Genomic DNA, 20,412 nt, shown 5'->3' on the forward strand with positions numbered 1-20,412 from the left:
TCCTAGCCCGAATTGGCTCTAGTTGTCATTCTTCGATTGGTCATTACTCGTTTGTCGTTCCTAAATCAACAGGATCTATTCCCTCATTGCTTGGTGGAACTTCTCCTGTATTTGTACCGCCTCCGCTATCAACAGGAACATCAGGCTCAACGGTAACCGGAATAGCAAGATATGGCACATGCTCCGTTTGTATCAGCTGCCCATCACGGAAAATGTAAATGATACCATCCTTGGTTGGCGACAGAATCAATGTAATGGGTATCGAAGTCGTAGCGCTAATTTTTTTCGTAACCGCTTCGATATTGTCGCCTCTGGCATCCGAGTACTTGATCATAATTTTACTCGATTCCCCCTCTACTGCAGGGGACACAGTGACATCTAATGGCTGAGTTTTGGAATCCTTCGGATACCCACTGCTAATCCAAATGGAAACCTCCATCTGTGCCGTTACCATCTCGTTCTCATCCAAGGGGAATTGTTTAAACACTTCACCTTTAGGTGTGTAGCTGGTCTCCATGTGGATATTGGCAGCTGGCAGCTTGAGATTAGCTTTCTCAATCTTCGCTTTGGCCACATCCAACGAGTCGCCGATCAGATTCGGCATCGGGAAAGCTTCCTCTCCTTTACTGATCGTGAGAGTAATCTTCATATCTGGGACACTTGGGTCAAATGGAGAATCCTTCTTAGGAAACTGATCAAGCACGGTTCCCGGCTCGCTCTTATCGAATATCGGACTAGGTAATATGTTATCCTTGTCAACACCTAAAGTCTCTTTCAAATAATCGCGAGCATCCTCAAAGGTTTTGCCCCGCAGGTCCGGCATCAACGGGAGATCCTTCTTCCTGCCGACTGTCAATTGAATCTCAGAGCCTTCTTTGGCTTCCATATTCGCTTTGTCCTGGGCAATAACCTTTCCATCTGCGTCCTTATCCTCTGTCTCTTCGTAAATAATCGGATCCGCTATCGTAAACCCGGCAGTAGTCAACATGTTCTTCGCTTCTTGTTCTAATTGCCCAACCACATCGGGTACTAGAACATCATCAGGCATCTGGCCTTTTAAGGCTGAAACTGCCCAGATGAGAATCCCGATCAAGATGATCGCGAATCCCCCTAGAACCGTCGGCATGACCCATTTGCGCTTACGCTCATCTGAACCTTCCGAATTCCATTGATCCGAGTTATTCGAACTCGCCACTTTAACAGCTGGAGCCTCCATCGTATTGACCATGTCTGGACGGATGGCAGGGATCACTCTCGTTCTGTTCTCGTCTTCCTCATCGCTCAAGTACTTCACTGCAGGCTCGTTTAACCGTTGTGGTCGCAAGCAGGTTTCTAGATCCAACAGCATTTCCTTCGCAGAGTCATAACGTTCTTGAGGATTTTTACGCATTGCCCGCAAAATAATATTTTCCACGCTTTGTGGGATGTAAGGATTCACCTTGCGCGGCTGCTCGAATGGCTCCTGCAAATGCTTAAGTGCTACGCTAATCGGACTCTCGCCTAAAAATGGCAATCTCCCCGTCATCATCTGATAGAGCACAATTCCCAAGGAATACAAATCCGATTTCTCGCCCGTTGCCACACCTTTAGCGTGTTCTGGAGAAAAATAGTGCACTGAACCAATGACAGAGCCCGTTTGCGTGATCGTTGATGAAGTAACGGCACGAGCGATACCGAAGTCCGTCACCTTTACACGTCCGTTATTGCCAATCAGAATGTTATGCGGTTTAATATCGCGATGAATAATTTGATTATGATGGGCATGTTCCAATGCATCACAAATTTGAGCCGTAATTCTCACGGCTTCTTCTGCCTGCAAAGGTGCCCGATCGCGAATGATTTCGTTTAAATTTGCACCGTCAATAAATTCCATGACGATATAATGCGTATCTTCCACTTGTCCAACATCATAGATGCTCACAATGTTCGAATGAGACAAAGACGCTGCGGCTTGTGCCTCGCGACGGAAACGTCTCACGAAATCCTCATCGTGAGTAAATTGCTGGCGTAATACTTTTACAGCTACAAAACGATTAAGTAATAAGTCCCGTGCTTTGTATACTAGCGCCATCCCGCCTCCGCCAACACGAGCCAGCAGTTCGTAACGGTTGCTAAGCGTTTGTCCGATCACGCTGTATCCCCTCCTGCGGCATAAGCCCTTCCATCGTCTGACACCAGAACAACGGTAATATTATCGTCTCCACCAGCTGCTAACGCAAGATCGATAAGTGTTTGAGCTTGTTGCTCCATGTTCGTGCTCGGATTGTCCAATGTGGCTTGAACTAGGGCAGGCTCTACTAACCCGCTTAACCCATCGCTACAAAGCAATAGCATATCCCCAGCTTGCCAATCGATAGCCCGAACATCTACTTCGACTTCACGATCAGTACCTAGAGCTCTAGTCAATACATTCCGACGGGGGTGGTGGGCTGCTTCTTCAGGACTGAGTTGGCCCGATTTCGTCAGTTCGTTAACGAGAGTGTGATCTTCCGTTAACTGCTCCAGCTGTCCATTTCGTAATCGATACGCTCTACTGTCACCGATATGACCGATTAATCCGGTGCTACCGTCTAGTAAAGCCGTTACGACCGTTGTCCCCATATTGTGATACTGCTCGTTAAGAGATGCTGTTTCGTATACGACTTTATTGGCAGTGCGAATCATATCCCTAAGTGAAGTGGCTCCATCCGTCAAGGATGAAGCTTCTCCCCAAACCTGTAAGGATTGCACTAAGCTATCTACCGCGAGTGCACTTGCTACATCACCCGCACGATGACCACCCATTCCATCTGCAACGATGGCAACCGTCAAGCCGCTGGATAGAATACCACTCCAAGCTTGGTCTTCATTGACCTGCCTGACTTTGCCGACATGACTTTGCAATACCGTCTTCACATCAATCACCCCGTCGTCGTCTCCATGTGCTTCGCTCGCAGTTGACCACAAGCTGCTGCAATATCATGGCCTTGCTCCCTACGAATCGTTACATTAACGTTATGCTTCTGCAAAATGCGCTGGAACTCAAAAATATCGTCTCGTGGTGTTCTTACGTAATTTCGTTCAGGAACGTAGTTGACAGGAATAAGGTTTACATGGCACATCATGTCCTTGAGTACCATCGCTAGCTCTTCCGCATGTTCTGGACGATCGTTCACACTACCGATTAACGCATATTCGAACGTAATGCGCCGACCCGTTTTCTCGATGTAATACTTACATGCATTTATCACGTCCACAAAGGGAAACCGTCTATTGACCGGCATCAGCTTCGAACGGAGCGCGTCATTAGGTGCATGAATGGAGATGGCCAGATTGATCTGTGTGTTCTCATCTGCAAACTTGATCATACTAGGCACGATTCCGCTCGTCGAGACAGTGATGTGTCTCGCTCCGATATTCAAGCCCTTAGGATGGATCATCGTGCGTAAAAACTGCATTGTGGCATCATAGTTCTCGAAAGGTTCACCGATACCCATGATGACAATGCTCGATACACGTTCATTTTCCGGATCGAGAATCCTTTGCGCTTGAACGACCTGTGCAATAATTTCTCCAGCCGTTAAGCTTCGTTTGAGTCCCCCTAAAGTGGAAGCGCAGAACGTACAACCGATCCGGCAACCAACCTGGGTCGTTACACAGACGCTATTGCCATAATTATGCTTCATAATAACGGTCTCGATCGCATGATCATCGTGTAATCCGAACAGGAACTTCATCGTTCCGTCCTTGGACTCGAACTTTGCGATTTCCGTTAACGTTATGAATCGGAAGCTAGTCGTCAGCTTATCCCTGAGGGGCTTTGGCAAATTCGACATTTCCTCAAAGGAGCCCACTCGCTTCACGTAAATCCAATCAAATATTTGTCCCGCACGAAAAGCAGGCTCGCCCTGCTCCTTAATCCAATCTTGAATGTCTTCTAGAGTCAAATCATAAATAAAAGGATTGTTTTGCTCAATATCCAATTTCGTCACCACCATTTAATTATTTTACCATAAAATTATAGGCTCTGCTTCCGTAAGCGAGCGATAAAGAACCCATCACTGCCGAACATATGGGGAAGTAGTTGTAGCATCCCAGCGAAGTTGTCGGGTAAATATCCACTTTCGCGTATCGGGGCTAGCACCTCATCAGGCCACTGTGCATCCAGAGTAAACTCCGGATACTCTTTAATAAATTGCCGGATCGTATTTTCATTCTCCTCAGAAGCTATCGTGCAGGTACTGTACACGAGCACGCCACCTGGCTTAACGAGGGATTGTACTTTTCTGAGTAATTGAGTTTGCAAAATAGATAAGCTTGTTATATCTTCTGCAGATTTGTTCCATTTAATTTCTGGCTTACGGCGAATTACCCCAAGTCCAGAGCAAGGAGCATCAAGAAGCACGACATCGCAAGACTGTGGTGCAATTCGCTCTGGTAGCTCAAGAGCGTCTCCAGTCATCGTCTGTACGCTAGTTAGTTCAAGACGTTCCGCTTGCTGTTTAATTAATGCCTCTTTATGTGGATGCACATCATTGGCAATGACTTTGCCTTCATTATTCATGATTTCCGCAAGATGAGCTGTTTTCCCACCCGGAGCAGCACAGCAATCTAACACGATCATGCCAGGTTTGGGATCAGCTACCGCAGCAACGAGCATCGAGCTTTCATCCTGTATGGAAATAAAACCTTGTTGAAACCAATCCGAATGGACAAGATTGCCGGCTTTCATCACAATAATGCCAGCATTAGCTAGAGGAGACGCTGACACTTCCATACCTGCATCCGTCATTCCGGACATCACCTGATCGCGGGAAAAACGTAGACGATTGACCCGTGCTGAAGCATGGGGATGCTCATTATTCGCAGTACAGATTTCTTCAGTTAGCTTTGCTCCATGCTCTTCAATCCACCGCTCCACAAGCCACAATGGGTGGCTTTGCTCAAGCGAAATCCGTTCAGACGTAGACAGGGTATCCGGCAATGGGGATTCGAAGCCCTCCCGCAAAAGTCCGCGTAAGACACCATTAACAAGCCCTCCGATTCCCGCATGTCCCCGCTTCTTAGCGATACGAACCGCTTCATCCACGGCCGCATGAGCCGGCACCCGAGTCAGCCAGCGCAACTGATAATAACTCATCCGCAGCAAGCTTCGTACCCATGGCTCGACTTTGTTAGGCCAGCCTTTCACCCTGCTCTTCAAGTCATGATCTATCGTATTGAGTCGCTGTATCGTACCATATACAAGCTCGGTTGCCAGTCCCGCATCGGGGCGTGACAGCTCGGACGATTGCAGCGCTTGGTTAAGCTCCAGCCCGCTATAAGCGCCTTGCATCTCAATATTATGCAACACGATCATCGCAACTTCTCGAGCCCCTTGCGGCTTACCGCCGGGCAATCGATTTGGTTTCTTCATTATTCGCATCCTTATCTCGCTATCGTTGTTATCCAATTATTGTTCCGTAATTGCAGCATCTACTCTGCATCTAAGCCGCTGCCAGCGGTCTATCACGCTGTTCCAACTTCAACACCGCATTTAAGCCGCCGCCAGCCATCTATCTTACTTCGTGCCGATCTCACCCAGAACAATCTTTCTCTCAAGTAAAAAAGCCCGGGGTTACCCGAGCACCTTACCGGGGGCAAGCCGCGCGCCTTTGGCATATTCCGCTGCTGCTAGAGCCTTCTTTCCTGCTGGCTGAACCTCTGTCAACACAATGCTGCCATCACCTGTTCGGATTCGAATACCGAAAGTACCTGTTTCTAACACCGACCCAGGTGCAAATGAGATCCACTCTGACCCCAATTTTGAATCAGCTTGTTCAGGAATACGGCAACCCCATACCTTAAATACCTCACCATCCAAATAAGTGAAGCCTCCCGCCATCGGATTGAGCCCTCTCACCCGATTAAACACCTGACGAGAAGACTGCTGCCAATCCAGCTTTTCATCCTCACGTGTCAGATTTGGAGCATAGGTTGCATCACTGTCTATCTGTGGCGTCCGAATGACAGAGCCTTCAGCGATACGAGGCAGCCATTCCAACAGAAGCTGAGCTCCTGATTCGCTTAGCTTTTCGAATATCGATCCCGCCGTATCCTCGTCGGTAATCGGCACTTCAACCTTGGCGATCATATCACCGGTGTCCAAGCCTTCCGCCATATACATCAACGTGACGCCCGTGACGGACTCCCCATTTATGATCGAACGTTGGATTGGCGCTCCACCTCGATAACGAGGAAGCAACGAGCCATGCACATTTATACATCCTAAGCGCGGCAAATCCAACACGGATTTCGGTAAAATTTGCCCATATGCTGCAGTAATAATGATGTCAGGTGCAATAGCCGTAACCTCGGCTACCCCTTCAGGAGATCGCAGCTTCTCCGGCTGCAGCACGGTAAGTCCTTGCTCAAGAGCAAAAACTTTCACCGGCGACGGAGTCAGTTCCCGTTTGCGACCCTTCGGTCGATCGGGTTGTGTTACGACCGCTGCGATCTCATAGCCCTGCTCCAATAACAAGGCTAACGAGGAAACAGCGAATTGTGGTGTTCCCATAAATAATATTTTCATGCTATTCTCCATCCTGCTCCTGCTCTTGCTCAGATTCTTGTTCACTCAATTTGCGAGCTTCGTATACGGATTCCGCCGTATCGATGAACAATACTCCGTTCAGGTGATCTACCTCGTGTTGAAACGCTCTTGATAGAAATTCCGTACTCTCATATTGTATCGGTTTACCGTAGCGGTCCTGACCCCGGATAACGATCCGATTGGCACGACGAACATCTCCTTGAAGTCCAGGAATGCTAAGGCAGCCCTCTGGTCCAAGTTGCTCACCTTCTGCGGAGACGATCTCTGGATTGATCAACTCGATGAGCTCATGTTCATCCCCCACATCAACGACGATTACCCGCTTCAATATTCCGACCTGAGGTGCAGCTAACCCAACTCCATCGGCTTCATACATTGTATCGGCCATGTCGTTTAGCAATTTGTGCAGGTTGGCATTGAACTTCGTCACTTCCTGCGCTCTTTCCCGAAGCACAGCATCAGGGTGTTTCACGATCAATCGAATTGACATAACGGCATCCTTCCTTTTCACTCTAAAAGTTTAACTAGATATATTTATTCAAAAAGACAGCTTTTCAGCACCGATAAGGTTGAATGAAGCTAGGAACTGAGGAGCGGAGCGTAGGAAAACCTACGTGAGCACCGGAAGGTCCGGCTGCATTCAAGATTCGATGTCGAATTAGCTCCTTGTATAACTTCGTGATCAAAAGCTGACTTTTTGAACTTCCTCTTAAAGCATCATTTGCGGGTCTACGTCGACGCTTACCTGCACGCCCCCACGTTTAACCGCATCTCCCATCTCTTGAAGCACTTGAGAAGTCAATAGACTTGCATCGACGTCTCCTCGATATTTTACCATACATTGAAAACGGTAGCGATCTTTCAATCGAGCGATTGGCGAAGAAACGGGTCCCAGTACTTCCAGAGCCGCGTTTCCCCCTCTATCAAAATCTTTGCGAATGCCCAACGCTACCGCTCTCTCCCGCATCTCGGACGCAAATCTCCCCCCAGTGGAAAGCAGCATCGGCACCGATTCATGCGAAAAGGTTACGGAGATTAGTCGACCATAAGGTGGATACCCAAGCTGCTTCCGCAGCATAAGCGCCCTCTCCACGAATCCCTTGTAGTCGTGACCTTGGACAGATGTAATAGATTCATGCTCATTGTCGTAAGTCTGAATGATGACCTCTCCAGGCAACTCATGACGTCCAGCCCTTCCCGCCACCTGGGTCAGCAATTGAAACGTGCGCTCTGCGGCTCGAAAGTCCGGCAGTCTTAATGCAGCGTCCGCTGCCAGCACACCTACTAATGTGACATATGGGAAGTCCAAGCCTTTGGCGACCATCTGGGTTCCGAGTAACACATCCGCGCGACGTTCACGAAATTCTGTCAGCCATTTCTCATGGGAGCCCTTCTCAGACGTCGTATCCACATCCATTCGAATCACTCGAATACCTGGGAAAGTCTCTGCCAGCGATTCTTCCACCTTCTGAGTTCCCGTCCCGAAAAATCGGATATGCGGGCTTTCACAGCTCGGACATGTTTTCGGTTCTGCTTCCGAATACCCACAATAATGACAACGGAGATTTTGCGAACCTCGGTGATACGTAAGAGAGATCTCACAATGGGGACACGCGGCTGTATACCCACAAGAACGACACATTACAAAAGTGGCATAGCCACGACGATTAAGGAGTAGCACGATCTGTTCTTTTTTGACAAGTCGATCTCTAATCGCCTCAGCCAAAGGCCTACTAAACATCGCGCGATTGCCCAGCTTAAGCTCTTCACGCATATCTACAATACTTACACCGGGCAGGGGACGATTGGCTACTCTCTCAGGCAAGGAAATATATTGCATGTTCTTAAGCCCAGTTCCCTGTCCAGTATAGACAGCAGCCTCATACGTTTCCAATGCTGGAGTCGCCGAACCAAGCACAACAACTGCATTATGCAAACGCGCACGTTCAATGGCAACATCTCGCGCGTGATATTTGGGACTTTCTTCTTGCTTATAGGACGTCTCGTGTTCTTCATCAATAACGATAAGTCCAATACTTGCGAATGGTGCGAAAATAGCAGAACGTGCCCCAACTGCAACCTGCGCCCGACCTTCTCTGATCTTGCGCCACTCATCGTAACGCTCACCGTTAGATAATCTGCTGTGTAGAACAGCGACCCTTGCTCCGAACCGGCTTTTGAAACGTTCTACCATTTGTGGGGTCAAAGCAATTTCCGGAACGAGGACAATGGCTTCTCGCCCTAATTCCAAACACCTTTGGATCCCTTGCAAATAAATTTCTGTTTTCCCGCTACCCGTCACGCCATGAAGGAGGAACGTCTCACATTTCTGCTCTTCTATTGCCGTTTGAATCGGTAATAACGCAACCGCTTGCTTAGGAGTAAGCTTCATTGGTGTGGATGCAGGAAAGTCCCTATGGGCATAGGGGTCGCGATCCTCTGTCACAGATCGAATCTCGACTAAGCCCCGTTCCGCAAGAGCACGGATTGTAAACGAGGTTGTCGCTGCAGCTTCCGTTAGCTTCAACACTGCAATTGGAGCATTATTTTCAGCTAAGTAGCGAAGCACTTCCCTTTGCTTATTCGCCCTGGTGGGTATACTTTCTATGGCTTGCAGCAAAGTTGAAGGTTGCTCCGGAAACACGGTTTGGACTGTCTTAACAGACAATTGATCCTCAACCCGCTGACGTTCTTCAAGTTTTCCTTGGCGCATCCAGCGCTTAAGCAGATCCCCATGTTCAGGATATTGTAGAAGTAAGCTTGTCAGCTTTAAGGGTTTACCCTTCTTAAGCGCAAGCAAGAGACCGCCACTTTGGGCGGTCTCTTCTACAGACCACTCAGCTCCAGCGGCTGGATATACGTATTTCTCGGAACGTCCTTTAAGCGCTGCAGGCAGCATCGCTTGGAGAGCTACGGTCAGTGGGCATAGCCATCTTCTGCTCATCCATTGTCCAAGCTCAACCAGTTCAGGAGAAAGTGGAGGAATCGCGTCGAGCAAATCTTCAATTGGCTTCAGCTTCGTATATGCTACTTCCGCATCTTCCGCAAGCCCTGTCACAATACCCTGGAGCTTGCGCGGCCCGAAGGGCACCGCTACCCGACTGCCGATTTCCACCCAGCCATTCAACCGCTCCGGAATCAAATAGTCGAAGGTGCGATCTGTTTCTTTGCTCGGAACATCTACGATCACCCGGGCAACTGTCATCGATTCGTTCCTTTCCCGGCACTATGTGCTTCCAAACCATTCCGATTAGCTTGTACGATATCCAACAATCGTTCAGCGACATCTCGCTTGGTCATTTGTGGAATATGCTCTATAAGTCCTTGAGGTCCATATACGCTAACGATATTCGTTTCCGTCCCGAATCCCGCACCTGATGCCGTCACGTCATTCGCCACGATTAAATCGCATTTTTTACGTTTCAATTTATCTATCGCGTGCTTCTCAACATCCGTCGTCTCCGCAGCGAATCCAATAAGGAATAGATCATTCTTAATTGTTTGGTTCGTCTTCCAATCCCCTATTCCTTGCAAAATATCGGGGTTGCGAACAAGCTCCAACGTAAGTGCTTCAGCGCTTTTTTTGATTTTGTGCTCCTCTTGATGCAAGGGACGATAATCTGCAACCGCAGCCGCCTTGAAGACGATATTCGTGCCCGGAAGACGTGCCATCACGGCATCGTACATTTCCTTAGCCGAATCGATTTTGACGATTTGCACCCCGTTAGGTGGTGCCGCTTCGGTCTTCCCACATACGAGCGTGACCTCAGCGCCACGATCTCGTGCTGCCTCCGCTAGTGCAAAGCCCATTTTCCCTGAAGAATCATTTGTAATATAGCGGACGGGATCAATTCTCTCCACTGTACCACCTGCAGTCACCAGCACGCGTTGACCCGTCAAAGGCTTTGGCCCAACTAGCATCTTAACAATAGCTTCAACGATCTCGTCCGGCTCAGCAAGACGTCCCTTGCCCACATAGCCACATGCCAACTGGCCTGTTCCAGGCTCCACGAAGGTTGCTCCTCGAGAAGCTAGCTTATTGACATTATCAATCACAGCAGGATGTTCCCACATATGTACGTTCATTGCTGGAGCAATTAATAACGGAGCTGTCGTTGCTAGCAGCGTTGTACTAATCATATCGTCAGCTAAACCATTTGCGAGCTTGGACAACATGTTCGCGGTAGCCGGAGCGATAACGGCCAGATCTGCGGAATCCGCCCAATCGATGTGCTGCACGATAGAAGCGTCGCGTTCATCAAAGACGTCTGTTGCAACGGGATGGCGTGTCAACGTCTGTAGAGTCAGAGGAGTTATGAATTGCGTAGCGCCTTTCGTCATCATGACTCTTACATTTGCGCCGAGATTAACTAACCTGCTACACAAAGTAGCAGATTTGTACGCAGCTATCCCACCCGTTACGCCAAGTAGGATCGTTTTTCCCGATAGTGTCTTATTCATAGCTTCCCCCTATAGCAAAAAGGATTGTCTAGAAAAAAAACAACCGCATGGGTTGTCCTTCCTTCTAACCTTATCCAATTACAACACCTTATCTTAATCTCTATTCAAAGTGTTCGTCTTCAGATGCTCGACTTTGATCGCTTCGTGGTAAATTTCTTCGAGTGCAACGCCAACATACTTGTGGGATTTAGGTGCACCTAAGTTGCACATAACGCCCTCGCGCAATCCGCGAGCTCTCTTCGAAGCAGCTACGACAAGCGTGTATTTGCTGTCGACTTTCTTGACCAATTCATCGATGGATGGATATAACATGATATCACCTCTTTCAGACTTTATCTGCAGTATTAACGACTTCCAGCTGTTGGAACAGCTCACCTAGAAATCTCTCACGTTTACAATGCTCCGCCGTAATGATAGCGCAGATTCTGTCGCAAGCATGATTAATCTCATCATTAACAACTGCATAATCGTAGTGGTGCAACAGGTTCATCTCTTCCACAGCTACTGAAAGCCGATGGTCGATCGTTGCCTGTGTCTCCGTCCCTCTTCCTACGATCCTTTGCTTTAGTTCATTAAGAGAAGGAGGCATCAGGAAAATAAATACGCCTTCGGCGAACTTTTCCCTAACTTTCAACGCTCCTTGAACTTCGATCTCGAGAATAATATCTTTGCCTTCCGATAGCGTCTTCTCCACAAAATCCCGAGGTGTCCCATAATAGTTACCGACGTACTCCGCATGCTCGAGAAGTGCGTCATTTTCTATCATATGCAGAAACTGCTCACGTGATTTGAAAAAATAGTTAACTCCGTCCTGTTCGCCTTCCCGGGGTGACCGAGTAGTCGCGGAAACGGAATAAATTAATTCAGGAAGCTTATGACGTAACGAGGAGCATACTGTGCCTTTGCCAACCCCGGAAGGACCGGAAAGTACGAATAAAATACCTCTGCTCATGCTGTTCCCCTATTCATCGTTTTCATCATCTTTAGTAGACAACCGGTGCGCTACTGTTTCCGGCTGAACTGCCGACAAAATAACGTGATCGCTATCCGTAATTATAACAGCACGGGTACGACGACCATAGGTCGCGTCGATTAGCATATGTCGATCCCGCGCTTCTTGGATAATACGTTTAATCGGCGCCGATTCTGGACTGACAATGGATATAATCCGATTCGCTGAAACGATATTGCCAAATCCGATATTAATCAGCTTGATCGCCATGGTTAGCACTTTCCCCCCGGTCATTCCTACCAAACAGCATTAAAGCGGGTAACCGAACTTGCTTCCATTGTTACCGAAAGCGATTCACCGCATACTGTAGGCTTGAAAATGCCTAATCTTTTTATCTATCTATTGATTGCTTTATTGTACTTCAAATCCCAATGTGGGACAAGAGGATGAAGCAGGTTACTTACCGAAAGTCAAATTATTACTTTTCTTTCTTACATATTCCGTCAATGAAACGGTCATCTCATACGCCAGAAACGGCGTCATTAAATAGATTCCGTTAAAATGGGCCATCGCCACATCTAACAACTCTTCTGCAATTTTAACACCTTCCGCGCGTCCTGCTGGACCCTCCAACCCGTTCATTCGCTCGCGAACGGAATCCGATAGCTGAATGCCAGGAACCTCATTATGGAGGTATTCCGCATTACGACCGCTGGCAAGCGGGAAAATACCTAAAAATATCGGAATACTCAAGTGCTTCGTCATCTCGGCAATACGTTCGATCAATGCTGGATCATATACAGGCTGAGTCATGATGTAGTCTGCACCAGCCGATATTTTGCGCTCTAGCCGCTGAACCGCTTTGTCCAAATGCTTCACGTTCGGATTGAAGGCAGCGCCGATAAGAAACTTAGCCTTCTGCTTAAGCGGACGGCCAGAAAAGGCAATACCCTCATTTAATTGTTTAATCATACGTATGATTTCAAATGAAGTTAAATCGTAGACAGAGCTTGAGCCTGGCAAATCACCAAACTTGGCAGGATCACCCGTTACCGCCAATACGTGGTCGATACCAAGAGCGTCGAAGCCCATCATATGGGATTGTGTACCGATCAAATTACGATCACGGCATGCAATATGAGCTAGCGGGCGGATACCTACTTGTTCTTTAAGGAGTGCAGCGAGCGCCATATTACTCATTCTCGTGACAGCAAGTGAATTATCCGCCATCGTTAACGCATCCGCCTTCGCATCCTTCAAGGCTTGAGCGCCAGCCATAAACTTGGTGATGTCAAGATCACGTGGCGGATCCAACTCAACGATAACCGTATGTCGTTCCCGCACAAGATCGACAATGCTTGGCTCAGCATGAGGTGGCGTTATATTGTTTTCATAGGCTAATTTGGGAGAAATAACTTCTTTAGCCTCTGTCGCTTTCGCCTGTGGAGCTTCCGCAGAAGCAGCACCTTGTACAATCGGTGTATAGTCATGTAGTGCTTTGGCAATTGCCGCAATATGCTCTGGCGTCGTCCCGCAGCAGCCTCCGATTAATCGTGCTCCCGCATTTGCAAATTTGATAGCTGACGCAGCGAAATACTCTGGCGTAGCCGAGTAGATGACTTGGCCATCCACATAATCCGGTATGCCTGCGTTAGGAAACACGCTTAATGGCAAGTCAAAGTCACTTGGGATTGTTTCCAGTGCGCGTAGAATACCATTCGGACCGCTGCGGCAGTTAAAGCCGATAACATCAGCGCCTTCGCCCTTCAGCCTGCGAAAGGCTTCTAGCAACGGAATGCCATCGTGAGTCCTTTGTGCATCTTCAACAGCGAACTGGCAAATCACACTGATGTCGCTTTTCTTACGAATTATCGATAACGCCAAGGAAAGCTCTTCAAGGTCGAAAAAGGTTTCCAATATTAAACCGTCTACGCCAGATGCGAGCAACACACCAATTTGCTCCTCGAAATCCCGCTTAACGATTGCAGTTCTTACATTTTTACCAGCGCCACCTCGAACGGCTCCTATAGATCCGACGACATACGCATCATGACCTACTGCTTTACGAGCAATAGCAACACCTGCGGCGTTAATTTCTTCCGTTTTCTTCTCTAAGCCATATCTGGATAATTTATTATGTTGAGCGGAATAAGTATTGGTCTCAATAATTTCTGCCCCTGCTTCCGCGTAACGGCGATGTACATCTGCAATCACATCGGGTTTAAGCAGGTTGAATTCTTCAAATGATACACCAACAGGCAAGCCAAGCTGATACAAGTAAGTAGCCATTGCACCATCGCCAACCCGGGGTTTAAGAGCTAGCGCCGAGCGCAAATCCGGTCTCATGAAGCTTCCCCATCCATTCTTTTGATAAATTATCCTAACTGTAGCACAATTTCGTCTTCGGGAAAATGGCAAAACCCGATCTTATTCGATCGGGTTGTACGGATATCCACTTATTAAGAACATGTAGCTCCCGGCTCTGCTTCAGCTAAACGAAGCTTTTGTCCGGCATTCTTGGATTTATTGCGCGATAATCCGAAGGATGCTGCCGCCATCAACGCTGCGATAGCAACGCCAACCGCACCAAGCCAGCTTATCGCAGACAGCGACACGCTTTGTATGATAACGCCTCCGATTCCTGCTCCTGCCGCCATCGCCAGCTGCAGCACGGATGAATTCAAGCTAAGCATGATACCAGAAGCTTCCGGTGCCAAAGTCATGAGATAGTATTGCTGCGTCGGTCCAGAGGACCATGCTGAGAACGCCCACAGCATGAGCAGTGGGAACACGAATACCACCGATTGTGAGAATGCAGATAACAGGAACAGAACGCCTGAGTGAAGAAGCATACCTGCGATCAATGTACGTGACGCTCCCCATTTATCAGTACTGTAGCCCCCAAGCTTGGAACCAATCAGACTTGCGACACCAAAAGCGAACAGTCCAATACTTACTGTGCGTTCGCCCATCCCGGTGATCGATAGAAGGAATGGAGAGATATAGGTATAAACGATGGAGTAACCGAATATCCAGAAGAAGGTTACGGATAAGGCGATGGAGATTTGAGGATTCCTCAGGAGTGCAAACTGTGCGCGGATCGGAACTGGTGCCTCCCCCTCCGACTTCGGAATTGTGCGCAAAATAGCTACCATTGCAAGCAGACTAAGCACTGCGATGCCTGCAAATATGAGCTTCCAATCGTATATAGTCGCAATAACCCTTCCTAGAGGTACACCTACAATCAATGAAGTGCTGAAACCCATAACCAGCGTCGCGATAGCACTACCTTGCTTACCGGGCTTCGCCAGCTTCGCGGCTACAGTCAACGCGACCACGACGAACACCCCCGTGCTAAGCGCCAATATCACCCGTGAGCCCATTAACGGAATATATCCCGAAGCCATTACCGTGATCACATTTCCGACGAAGAATACCCCTAGTGCTCCTATCATAAGCTTCCTTCGCTCTATCCTAGCGGTGATAGCCATTAGAACCGGTGTTCCAAATGCATAAGCCAGTGAGAATACGGTAATAAGCTGCCCCGCCGCGGCCACCGATACCCCCACATCTCCAGCTACCCTATCCAAGATGCCTGCGATAATATTTTCCGACGTTCCAACCAGGAAGCTAACGAGTGCTAGCATGTAAATTTTCCAAGAATCTCGCATAGCTATTTATCTCCTCTCTCCACTCCATTGTTTTTATATTTCTAAATATATAGAAATATAAACGAAAAAAATTACACTAATAAATAGGGTGCGTATTTCTGCACGATATCGCGATTGACATGATAATAAATAAATGTTCCGTCCTTGCGAAGATTAAGCACCCCGCAATCCGTAAGCTGCTTCAGATGGTGCGACAAAGTTGAACCAGCTACAGACTCCAGCTTCTCCATGATAGCAGAGCAGCACAAATTCACTTCGCCCTCTGCAAGCATAAGTGCAATCTTGAGGCGTGTGGGTTCCCCGAGCGCTTTGTACACTTTAACAGCTTGCTGAATATCCACGTTGTCCTCACTCATCTTCTTCTCACCTCATTGTCGGAAAAGTTTATTTCTATATGTATCGAAACAAACAATAACATAGACCCCTGCAGAAGTAAACTCAAACTCGAAAAAAAGGGCGAAAAAAACTGCCTCACAGAAGCTTATGCTTCTTCATAGAGACAGTTTGTAAATCCGATATCGCTTTACTTACAGGACCTTTCCCGTGAAAACAAAAGCTGCTGGACCCGTCATATAAATACGGTTATTATCCTCGTTCCAATGAATATTTAGATCGCCGCCGGCGAGAGAGATGGTTGCTTGGCGGTCAGTCAAGCCGTTTAACACGGAGGAAACCAATGTCGCGCAGGCACCTGTACCACATGCGAGTGTTGGGCCCGCTCCACGTTCCCACACACGCATCTCCACTTGGCTGCGGGAGTTTACTTTAGCGAACTCGACATTGATTTTACGAGGGAACAAGGGATGCTTCTCCAGCTTCGGTCCCCAAGTCGCCAAATCGAAATTAACCGCATCATCGACGTAAATCACGCAGTGAGGATTACCCATGGATACTGCCGTGAAAGCGAACTCTCGACCTTCAACCGTAACGGAGTGGCTCATGACCGGATTCGCATCAATCGTCGTAGGGATATCCAGCCCATTCAAAATCGGTTGTCCCATATCAACGGTAACTAGCGCCACTTTGCCAGCCTCTGTTTTTAATTGTACAGGTTGAACGCCAGCACCTAATGTCTCAATGGTTAGCTCTGTTTGACTTGTCAGTCCATTATCATACACATATTTCGCTACACAACGGATTGCATTACCGCATTGCTCTGCTTCCGATCCGTCTGAATTAATAATTCTCATTCTGAAATCAGCTTTATCCGAAGGTAAAATATAAACCAAGCCATCGGCTCCGATGCCGAAGTAACGATTGCATAGCTCTATCGCCAAATCCGCAACGTTGCTTGGAAGGTCATTCTCTCCAGCAACGATAATAAAATCATTTCCTAGTCCGTTCATTTTCGTAAATTCCATTTGACATCTCCCCCGCGAATACAAGCTCACTATGATTAATAACCTACATTAATCATAACGGGCATCGCGCGGGATGAGCATACAACAATCCTCTGTTTGTTTGCACTTTTCCGACTATCCGTAATGTTTATTCTCCGATAATGTGGAGTTTGTCCAGCGCCTGCTTTGCTCTTTCTCGTGCCTCACTGACGGAGCTACCAGTAGAAAGAGTAACTGCCATGCGACGACCAGCCTTCGTAACGGGTTTCCCGAATACACGAACCTGAGTGTTTGGAATGGACAACGCTTCCTCAACACCCTCAACTCGGTATTCAGCTAGCTCAGCTTCCGCTTTAAGTGGCCGACTTGCTCCAGGTGTCGTAACGTAAATTTCCGGAATCGGATATCCCAATATGGCTCGCACGTGAAGCGCGAATTCAGATAGGTTCTGACTCACTAATGTCACTAATCCGGTATCATGAGGACGTGGAGAAACCTCGCTGAAATACACTTTATCCTGGGATAGAAACAGCTCCACTCCGAAAACCCCATACCCGCCCAAAGCATCTGTGACGGTGTTTGCGATTCTCTTCGCTTCTTCGATCTGTGCATCAGTCATCTCATGTGGCTGCCAGGATTCGATGTAATCTCCATCCTTCTGGATATGGCCGATAGGCGCGCAGAACATCGTGCCGTTTACCGTGCGAACCGTTAATAACGTGATTTCCGACTCGAAGGTAATAAACTCTTCAACAATAACCCTCATCTGTTGAACTCTACCGCCTTCCATGGCGATCGTCCAGCAGCGATCCAAATCTTCCTCTGAACGGCAAACGCTCTGGCCTTTGCCGGAAGAGCTCATGAGCGGCTTAACCACACAAGGAAAGCCCATCTCTCGTGCGGCTAGTACAAATTGCTCATAGGTGTCGGCAAATTGATAACCTGCTGTGGGTACTCCAAGAGTCTCTGAGGCTAATCTCCTGATCCCTTCACGGTCCATCGTCAATTGTGCAGCGCGAGCGGTGGGAATAACACGATAGCCTTCGTCTTCAAGCTTCACAAGCTCTGCAGTCGCGATGGCTTCGATTTCCGGAACGATCAAGTCCGGCTTTTCCCGCTCAACGACATCACGAAGGGCTTGGCGATCAAGCATGTCGATAACATAGCTGCGGTGTGCAACCTGCATCGCTGGTGCTTGATCATATCGGTCGACCGCGACAGTATCAATTCCGAGACGCTGTGCCTCGATGATCACTTCTTTGCCTAGCTCTCCAGACCCGAGCAACAACAACTTTTTGCCTTTAAGCATGAACCAATTCCCCCATTATGGATATTCAATAACGTCCATTATACACGATGGAGCGCGATATTTTTTAGCTAAGGCTCAATAGAATAGCGTGCAACGCCCCGTCAAATCCGGTATAGTACACGACACCATTGGCTACGACAGGGGTCGATTGGATTTTATCCGTAGCTAGTTTCCACACTAATTGACCTGAGCTTGCGTCCACAGCGTACAAATACTCTTCCTTCTCCATATTAGAATAAGCATAACCGGATCCGAAAATCAGCAGACCGTTCTCGAAGGCAGGAGCAGATAGCACATTACTGCTTGTATCAAAGCGCCATATTTCCTTTCCTGTCTTCGGATCAACTGCGGACATGAAATCACCGTTTGAATTCCCTACATAGAGGGTATCATTCTGATAAATGGGGGAGGCAACCCAAGCTGGAGCAGATTGTTCCCAGAGTGGCTTACCGGTCTTAACATCTAAAGCATACAGCTCGAAATTACGACAGCCCCAGTAGATCACATCCTTATGAATAACTGGAGTTGATTGTATTGATTTATGATGGTTATTAGGCTCCGTATGGTAAGACCACAGCAAGTTCCCGGTCTTCTTGTCGACAGCGTATAAATAACCTTCCCAGTCTCCGAAATATACGGAAGCATCATCATAAATCGGTGAGCTCTTAATAGGTCCAGCCGCTTCGTAGCTCCATAGCTGCTTTCCAGTAGCTGTGTTTAATGCGTAGAGACGAGAGTCGGCTCTGCCTACATACAGAACCTCCTCATCCATGGATGCTGAGGAATCATAATAGTCCCATTCGTCTTGCTCAGCTTGAGGAACTGGAGCATCAAAAGCTACGGTCCATTCCTGTACTCCAGATGAAGCATTTAATTTATAGAGGGTGCCTTTGTGGCTTTGGAATAGGATTGATGATCCATTGGACTTCGGACTTGATCGAATTTGACTATCTGCAGTAAAGCTCCAAGCCACCTGACCCGTTTCGGAATCGACAGCATACAGCTTATGATCATCACTACCGAAGTATATATTTCCTTCGACTAACAGCGGTGAAGAAGTGATCCGACCTCCGGTTTGGACTTTCCAAATTTCTTGAGGGGACGATTGAGAGGTGGTAGGTTGCTTTCCAGCGTAAAAGAGAAAGTAATTTTCCATTTGTCCCGACCAATACGCTGAATCATGCCCCCCTGGATTCGGAACCCACTGCGCATCGATATTCTTCGCACGGAGCAGCTCATACAAATCGTAATCTTTCTCCGCTAACCCATCACTATTGCCAGCATCTAAGTAAACTTGGGTTGCGTCTAGCTTCTTATGCTCAGCCAGCTTAAATGGATCTCTTGCTTGACGTAAAGTCTCATTCGCATATAGCCAATCCCGCTGATCCGTATACATGTCCGATGGCGTATAGTTCCAGATCGCAGCGCTATGCGCGCCGACCTTACTGAAAAGCTCGGTGTGTGAGAATCCGAGGAATAACGCAGCATAGCCTCCCATAGATATGCCCCCGATGTACCGCCCCTCCTTGGATGCCTGGGTACTATAATGACCATCAACATAAGAAATGACATCTTGAACGAGGTAGTCTTCATAGCTCCCTATATCAACGCTACCGGGATCTTTACCTTCACCCACTTTGGAGTTAACACCAAAGCTATTCCTGTAATCTGGAGCTACGATAATTAAAGGATCAATTTTGTTTTCTTGAAGAAGCCGATCAGCAACTTGGTTAATTTTCAAATAACTAAACCATGAATCAGGGGTGCCTCCATAGCCATATAGCAAATAAAGTACTGGGTAATGAGTATCCGGGCTATAGCCTGGTGGAAGATAAATAGACAGATCCATCTCACGATCTAAGGCAGTGCTGTAAACGTTAGCTTGAACAATCTGAGAGCTATCCGAGGCATTAATAGATTGGATTATGGAAGCTGTAGGCTGGATCAAGGAGGATGGATTAGAAGCGGGTGTGTCACTACTGCAACCACTTAGGATGAGCAAGCTCAAACAAACAACGATGGAAAGGAATGAGGAAGCATTCAATTTTGTATAACCCCCAGTTTATTTAATAAGACATTATAGCATAATAAATCCCAAATATTAGAAA

Annotated in this window: 17 protein-coding genes; all 17 read right to left on the reverse strand. The window is 47.7% G+C overall.

The window, feature by feature from the left end:
* Positions 1–43 precede the first annotated feature (43 nt).
* The 17 genes from pknB to M1K58_RS24525 all read right to left on the reverse strand — a co-directional run bounded on the left by pknB (position 44) and on the right by M1K58_RS24525 (position 20,348).
* Complete coding sequence (pknB, locus tag M1K58_RS24445) at positions 44–2,131, reverse strand: Stk1 family PASTA domain-containing Ser/Thr kinase (RefSeq protein ID WP_256761506.1); 2,088 nt, start codon at positions 2,129–2,131, stop codon at positions 44–46.
* Positions 2,128–2,895, reverse strand: a complete 768-nt coding sequence (locus M1K58_RS24450; RefSeq protein WP_256761601.1) for a Stp1/IreP family PP2C-type Ser/Thr phosphatase — start codon at positions 2,893–2,895, stop codon at positions 2,128–2,130. The genes pknB and M1K58_RS24450 overlap by 4 nt, the downstream gene beginning before the upstream one ends.
* A gap of 5 nt (positions 2,896–2,900) precedes the next feature.
* Positions 2,901–3,962, reverse strand: coding sequence for a dual-specificity RNA methyltransferase RlmN (gene rlmN, locus M1K58_RS24455; RefSeq protein WP_256761507.1), 1,062 nt, complete (start codon positions 3,960–3,962; stop codon positions 2,901–2,903).
* Positions 3,963–3,997: 35 nt separating this feature from the next.
* Entirely contained in the window at positions 3,998–5,395 is a 1,398-nt protein-coding gene (gene rsmB / locus M1K58_RS24460) for a 16S rRNA (cytosine(967)-C(5))-methyltransferase RsmB (protein ID WP_256761508.1), read from the reverse strand.
* A gap of 201 nt (positions 5,396–5,596) precedes the next feature.
* Positions 5,597–6,550 (reverse strand): methionyl-tRNA formyltransferase, encoded by a 954-nt coding sequence (gene fmt, locus M1K58_RS24465; RefSeq protein ID WP_256761509.1) that lies wholly within the window; start codon positions 6,548–6,550, stop codon positions 5,597–5,599.
* A 1-nt stretch (position 6,551) separates the two neighbouring features.
* Positions 6,552–7,061 carry a peptide deformylase gene (gene def, locus M1K58_RS24470; protein ID WP_256761510.1) on the reverse strand — a complete coding sequence of 170 codons (510 nt, stop codon included), beginning with the start codon at positions 7,059–7,061 and terminating at the stop codon, positions 6,552–6,554.
* Positions 7,062–7,280: 219 nt separating this feature from the next.
* Positions 7,281–9,776, reverse strand: a complete 2,496-nt coding sequence (gene priA, locus M1K58_RS24475; RefSeq protein ID WP_256761511.1) for a primosomal protein N' — start codon at positions 9,774–9,776, stop codon at positions 7,281–7,283.
* Positions 9,773–11,032, reverse strand: coding sequence for a bifunctional phosphopantothenoylcysteine decarboxylase/phosphopantothenate--cysteine ligase CoaBC (coaBC, locus tag M1K58_RS24480; protein WP_256761512.1), 1,260 nt, complete (start codon positions 11,030–11,032; stop codon positions 9,773–9,775). The genes priA and coaBC overlap by 4 nt, the downstream gene beginning before the upstream one ends.
* A gap of 93 nt (positions 11,033–11,125) precedes the next feature.
* Positions 11,126–11,344, reverse strand: coding sequence for a DNA-directed RNA polymerase subunit omega (gene rpoZ, locus M1K58_RS24485; RefSeq protein WP_256761513.1), 219 nt, complete (start codon positions 11,342–11,344; stop codon positions 11,126–11,128).
* 13 nt (positions 11,345–11,357) lie between these two features.
* The gene (gene gmk / locus M1K58_RS24490) at positions 11,358–11,984 is read right to left on the reverse strand and encodes a guanylate kinase (RefSeq protein WP_256761514.1); all 627 of its coding nucleotides are present in this window, start codon (positions 11,982–11,984) and stop codon (positions 11,358–11,360) included.
* A gap of 9 nt (positions 11,985–11,993) precedes the next feature.
* The gene (gene remA, locus M1K58_RS24495; protein ID WP_169279764.1) at positions 11,994–12,254 is read right to left on the reverse strand and encodes an extracellular matrix/biofilm regulator RemA; all 261 of its coding nucleotides are present in this window, start codon (positions 12,252–12,254) and stop codon (positions 11,994–11,996) included.
* Between the two features lie 186 nt (positions 12,255–12,440).
* Positions 12,441–14,330, reverse strand: coding sequence for a bifunctional homocysteine S-methyltransferase/methylenetetrahydrofolate reductase (locus M1K58_RS24500; protein WP_256761515.1), 1,890 nt, complete (start codon positions 14,328–14,330; stop codon positions 12,441–12,443).
* Positions 14,331–14,443: 113 nt separating this feature from the next.
* The gene (locus M1K58_RS24505; protein ID WP_256761516.1) at positions 14,444–15,655 is read right to left on the reverse strand and encodes an MFS transporter; all 1,212 of its coding nucleotides are present in this window, start codon (positions 15,653–15,655) and stop codon (positions 14,444–14,446) included.
* A 71-nt stretch (positions 15,656–15,726) separates the two neighbouring features.
* On the reverse strand, positions 15,727–16,011 hold the full coding sequence (locus tag M1K58_RS24510) for an ArsR/SmtB family transcription factor (protein WP_256761517.1): 285 nt from the start codon (positions 16,009–16,011) through the stop codon (positions 15,727–15,729).
* Between the two features lie 171 nt (positions 16,012–16,182).
* The gene (gene dapF / locus M1K58_RS24515) at positions 16,183–17,016 is read right to left on the reverse strand and encodes a diaminopimelate epimerase (protein ID WP_256761518.1); all 834 of its coding nucleotides are present in this window, start codon (positions 17,014–17,016) and stop codon (positions 16,183–16,185) included.
* A gap of 127 nt (positions 17,017–17,143) precedes the next feature.
* Complete coding sequence (gene purT, locus M1K58_RS24520) at positions 17,144–18,304, reverse strand: phosphoribosylglycinamide formyltransferase 2 (RefSeq protein WP_256761519.1); 1,161 nt, start codon at positions 18,302–18,304, stop codon at positions 17,144–17,146.
* 64 nt (positions 18,305–18,368) lie between these two features.
* A complete protein-coding gene (locus tag M1K58_RS24525; RefSeq protein ID WP_256761520.1) occupies positions 18,369–20,348 on the reverse strand; it encodes an outer membrane protein assembly factor BamB family protein in 1,980 nt (659 codons plus the stop codon).
* Positions 20,349–20,412 lie beyond the last annotated feature (64 nt).

This window comes from Cohnella sp. WQ 127256 (assembly GCF_024519285.1).
GTDB lineage: Bacteria > Bacillota > Bacilli > Paenibacillales > Paenibacillaceae > Cohnella.

Coding starts and splice junctions, on each gene's coding strand:
- def (WP_256761510.1), bottom strand. CDS start 7,061: ATGTCAATTCGATTGATCGTGAAACACCCTGATGCTGTGCTTCGGGAA.
- coaBC (WP_256761512.1), bottom strand. CDS start 11,032: ATGAATAAGACACTATCGGGAAAAACGATCCTACTTGGCGTAACGGGT.
- purT (WP_256761519.1), bottom strand. CDS start 18,304: ATGCTTAAAGGCAAAAAGTTGTTGTTGCTCGGGTCTGGAGAGCTAGGC.
- priA (WP_256761511.1), bottom strand. CDS start 9,776: ATGACAGTTGCCCGGGTGATCGTAGATGTTCCGAGCAAAGAAACAGAT.
- rpoZ (WP_256761513.1), bottom strand. CDS start 11,344: ATGTTATATCCATCCATCGATGAATTGGTCAAGAAAGTCGACAGCAAA.
- remA (WP_169279764.1), bottom strand. CDS start 12,254: ATGGCGATCAAGCTGATTAATATCGGATTTGGCAATATCGTTTCAGCG.
- gmk (WP_256761514.1), bottom strand. CDS start 11,984: ATGAGCAGAGGTATTTTATTCGTACTTTCCGGTCCTTCCGGGGTTGGC.
- M1K58_RS24510 (WP_256761517.1), bottom strand. CDS start 16,011: ATGAGTGAGGACAACGTGGATATTCAGCAAGCTGTTAAAGTGTACAAA.
- M1K58_RS24500 (WP_256761515.1), bottom strand. CDS start 14,330: ATGAGACCGGATTTGCGCTCGGCGCTAGCTCTTAAACCCCGGGTTGGC.
- rsmB (WP_256761508.1), bottom strand. CDS start 5,395: ATGAAGAAACCAAATCGATTGCCCGGCGGTAAGCCGCAAGGGGCTCGA.
- M1K58_RS24505 (WP_256761516.1), bottom strand. CDS start 15,655: ATGCGAGATTCTTGGAAAATTTACATGCTAGCACTCGTTAGCTTCCTG.
- dapF (WP_256761518.1), bottom strand. CDS start 17,016: ATGGAATTTACGAAAATGAACGGACTAGGAAATGATTTTATTATCGTT.
- fmt (WP_256761509.1), bottom strand. CDS start 6,550: ATGAAAATATTATTTATGGGAACACCACAATTCGCTGTTTCCTCGTTA.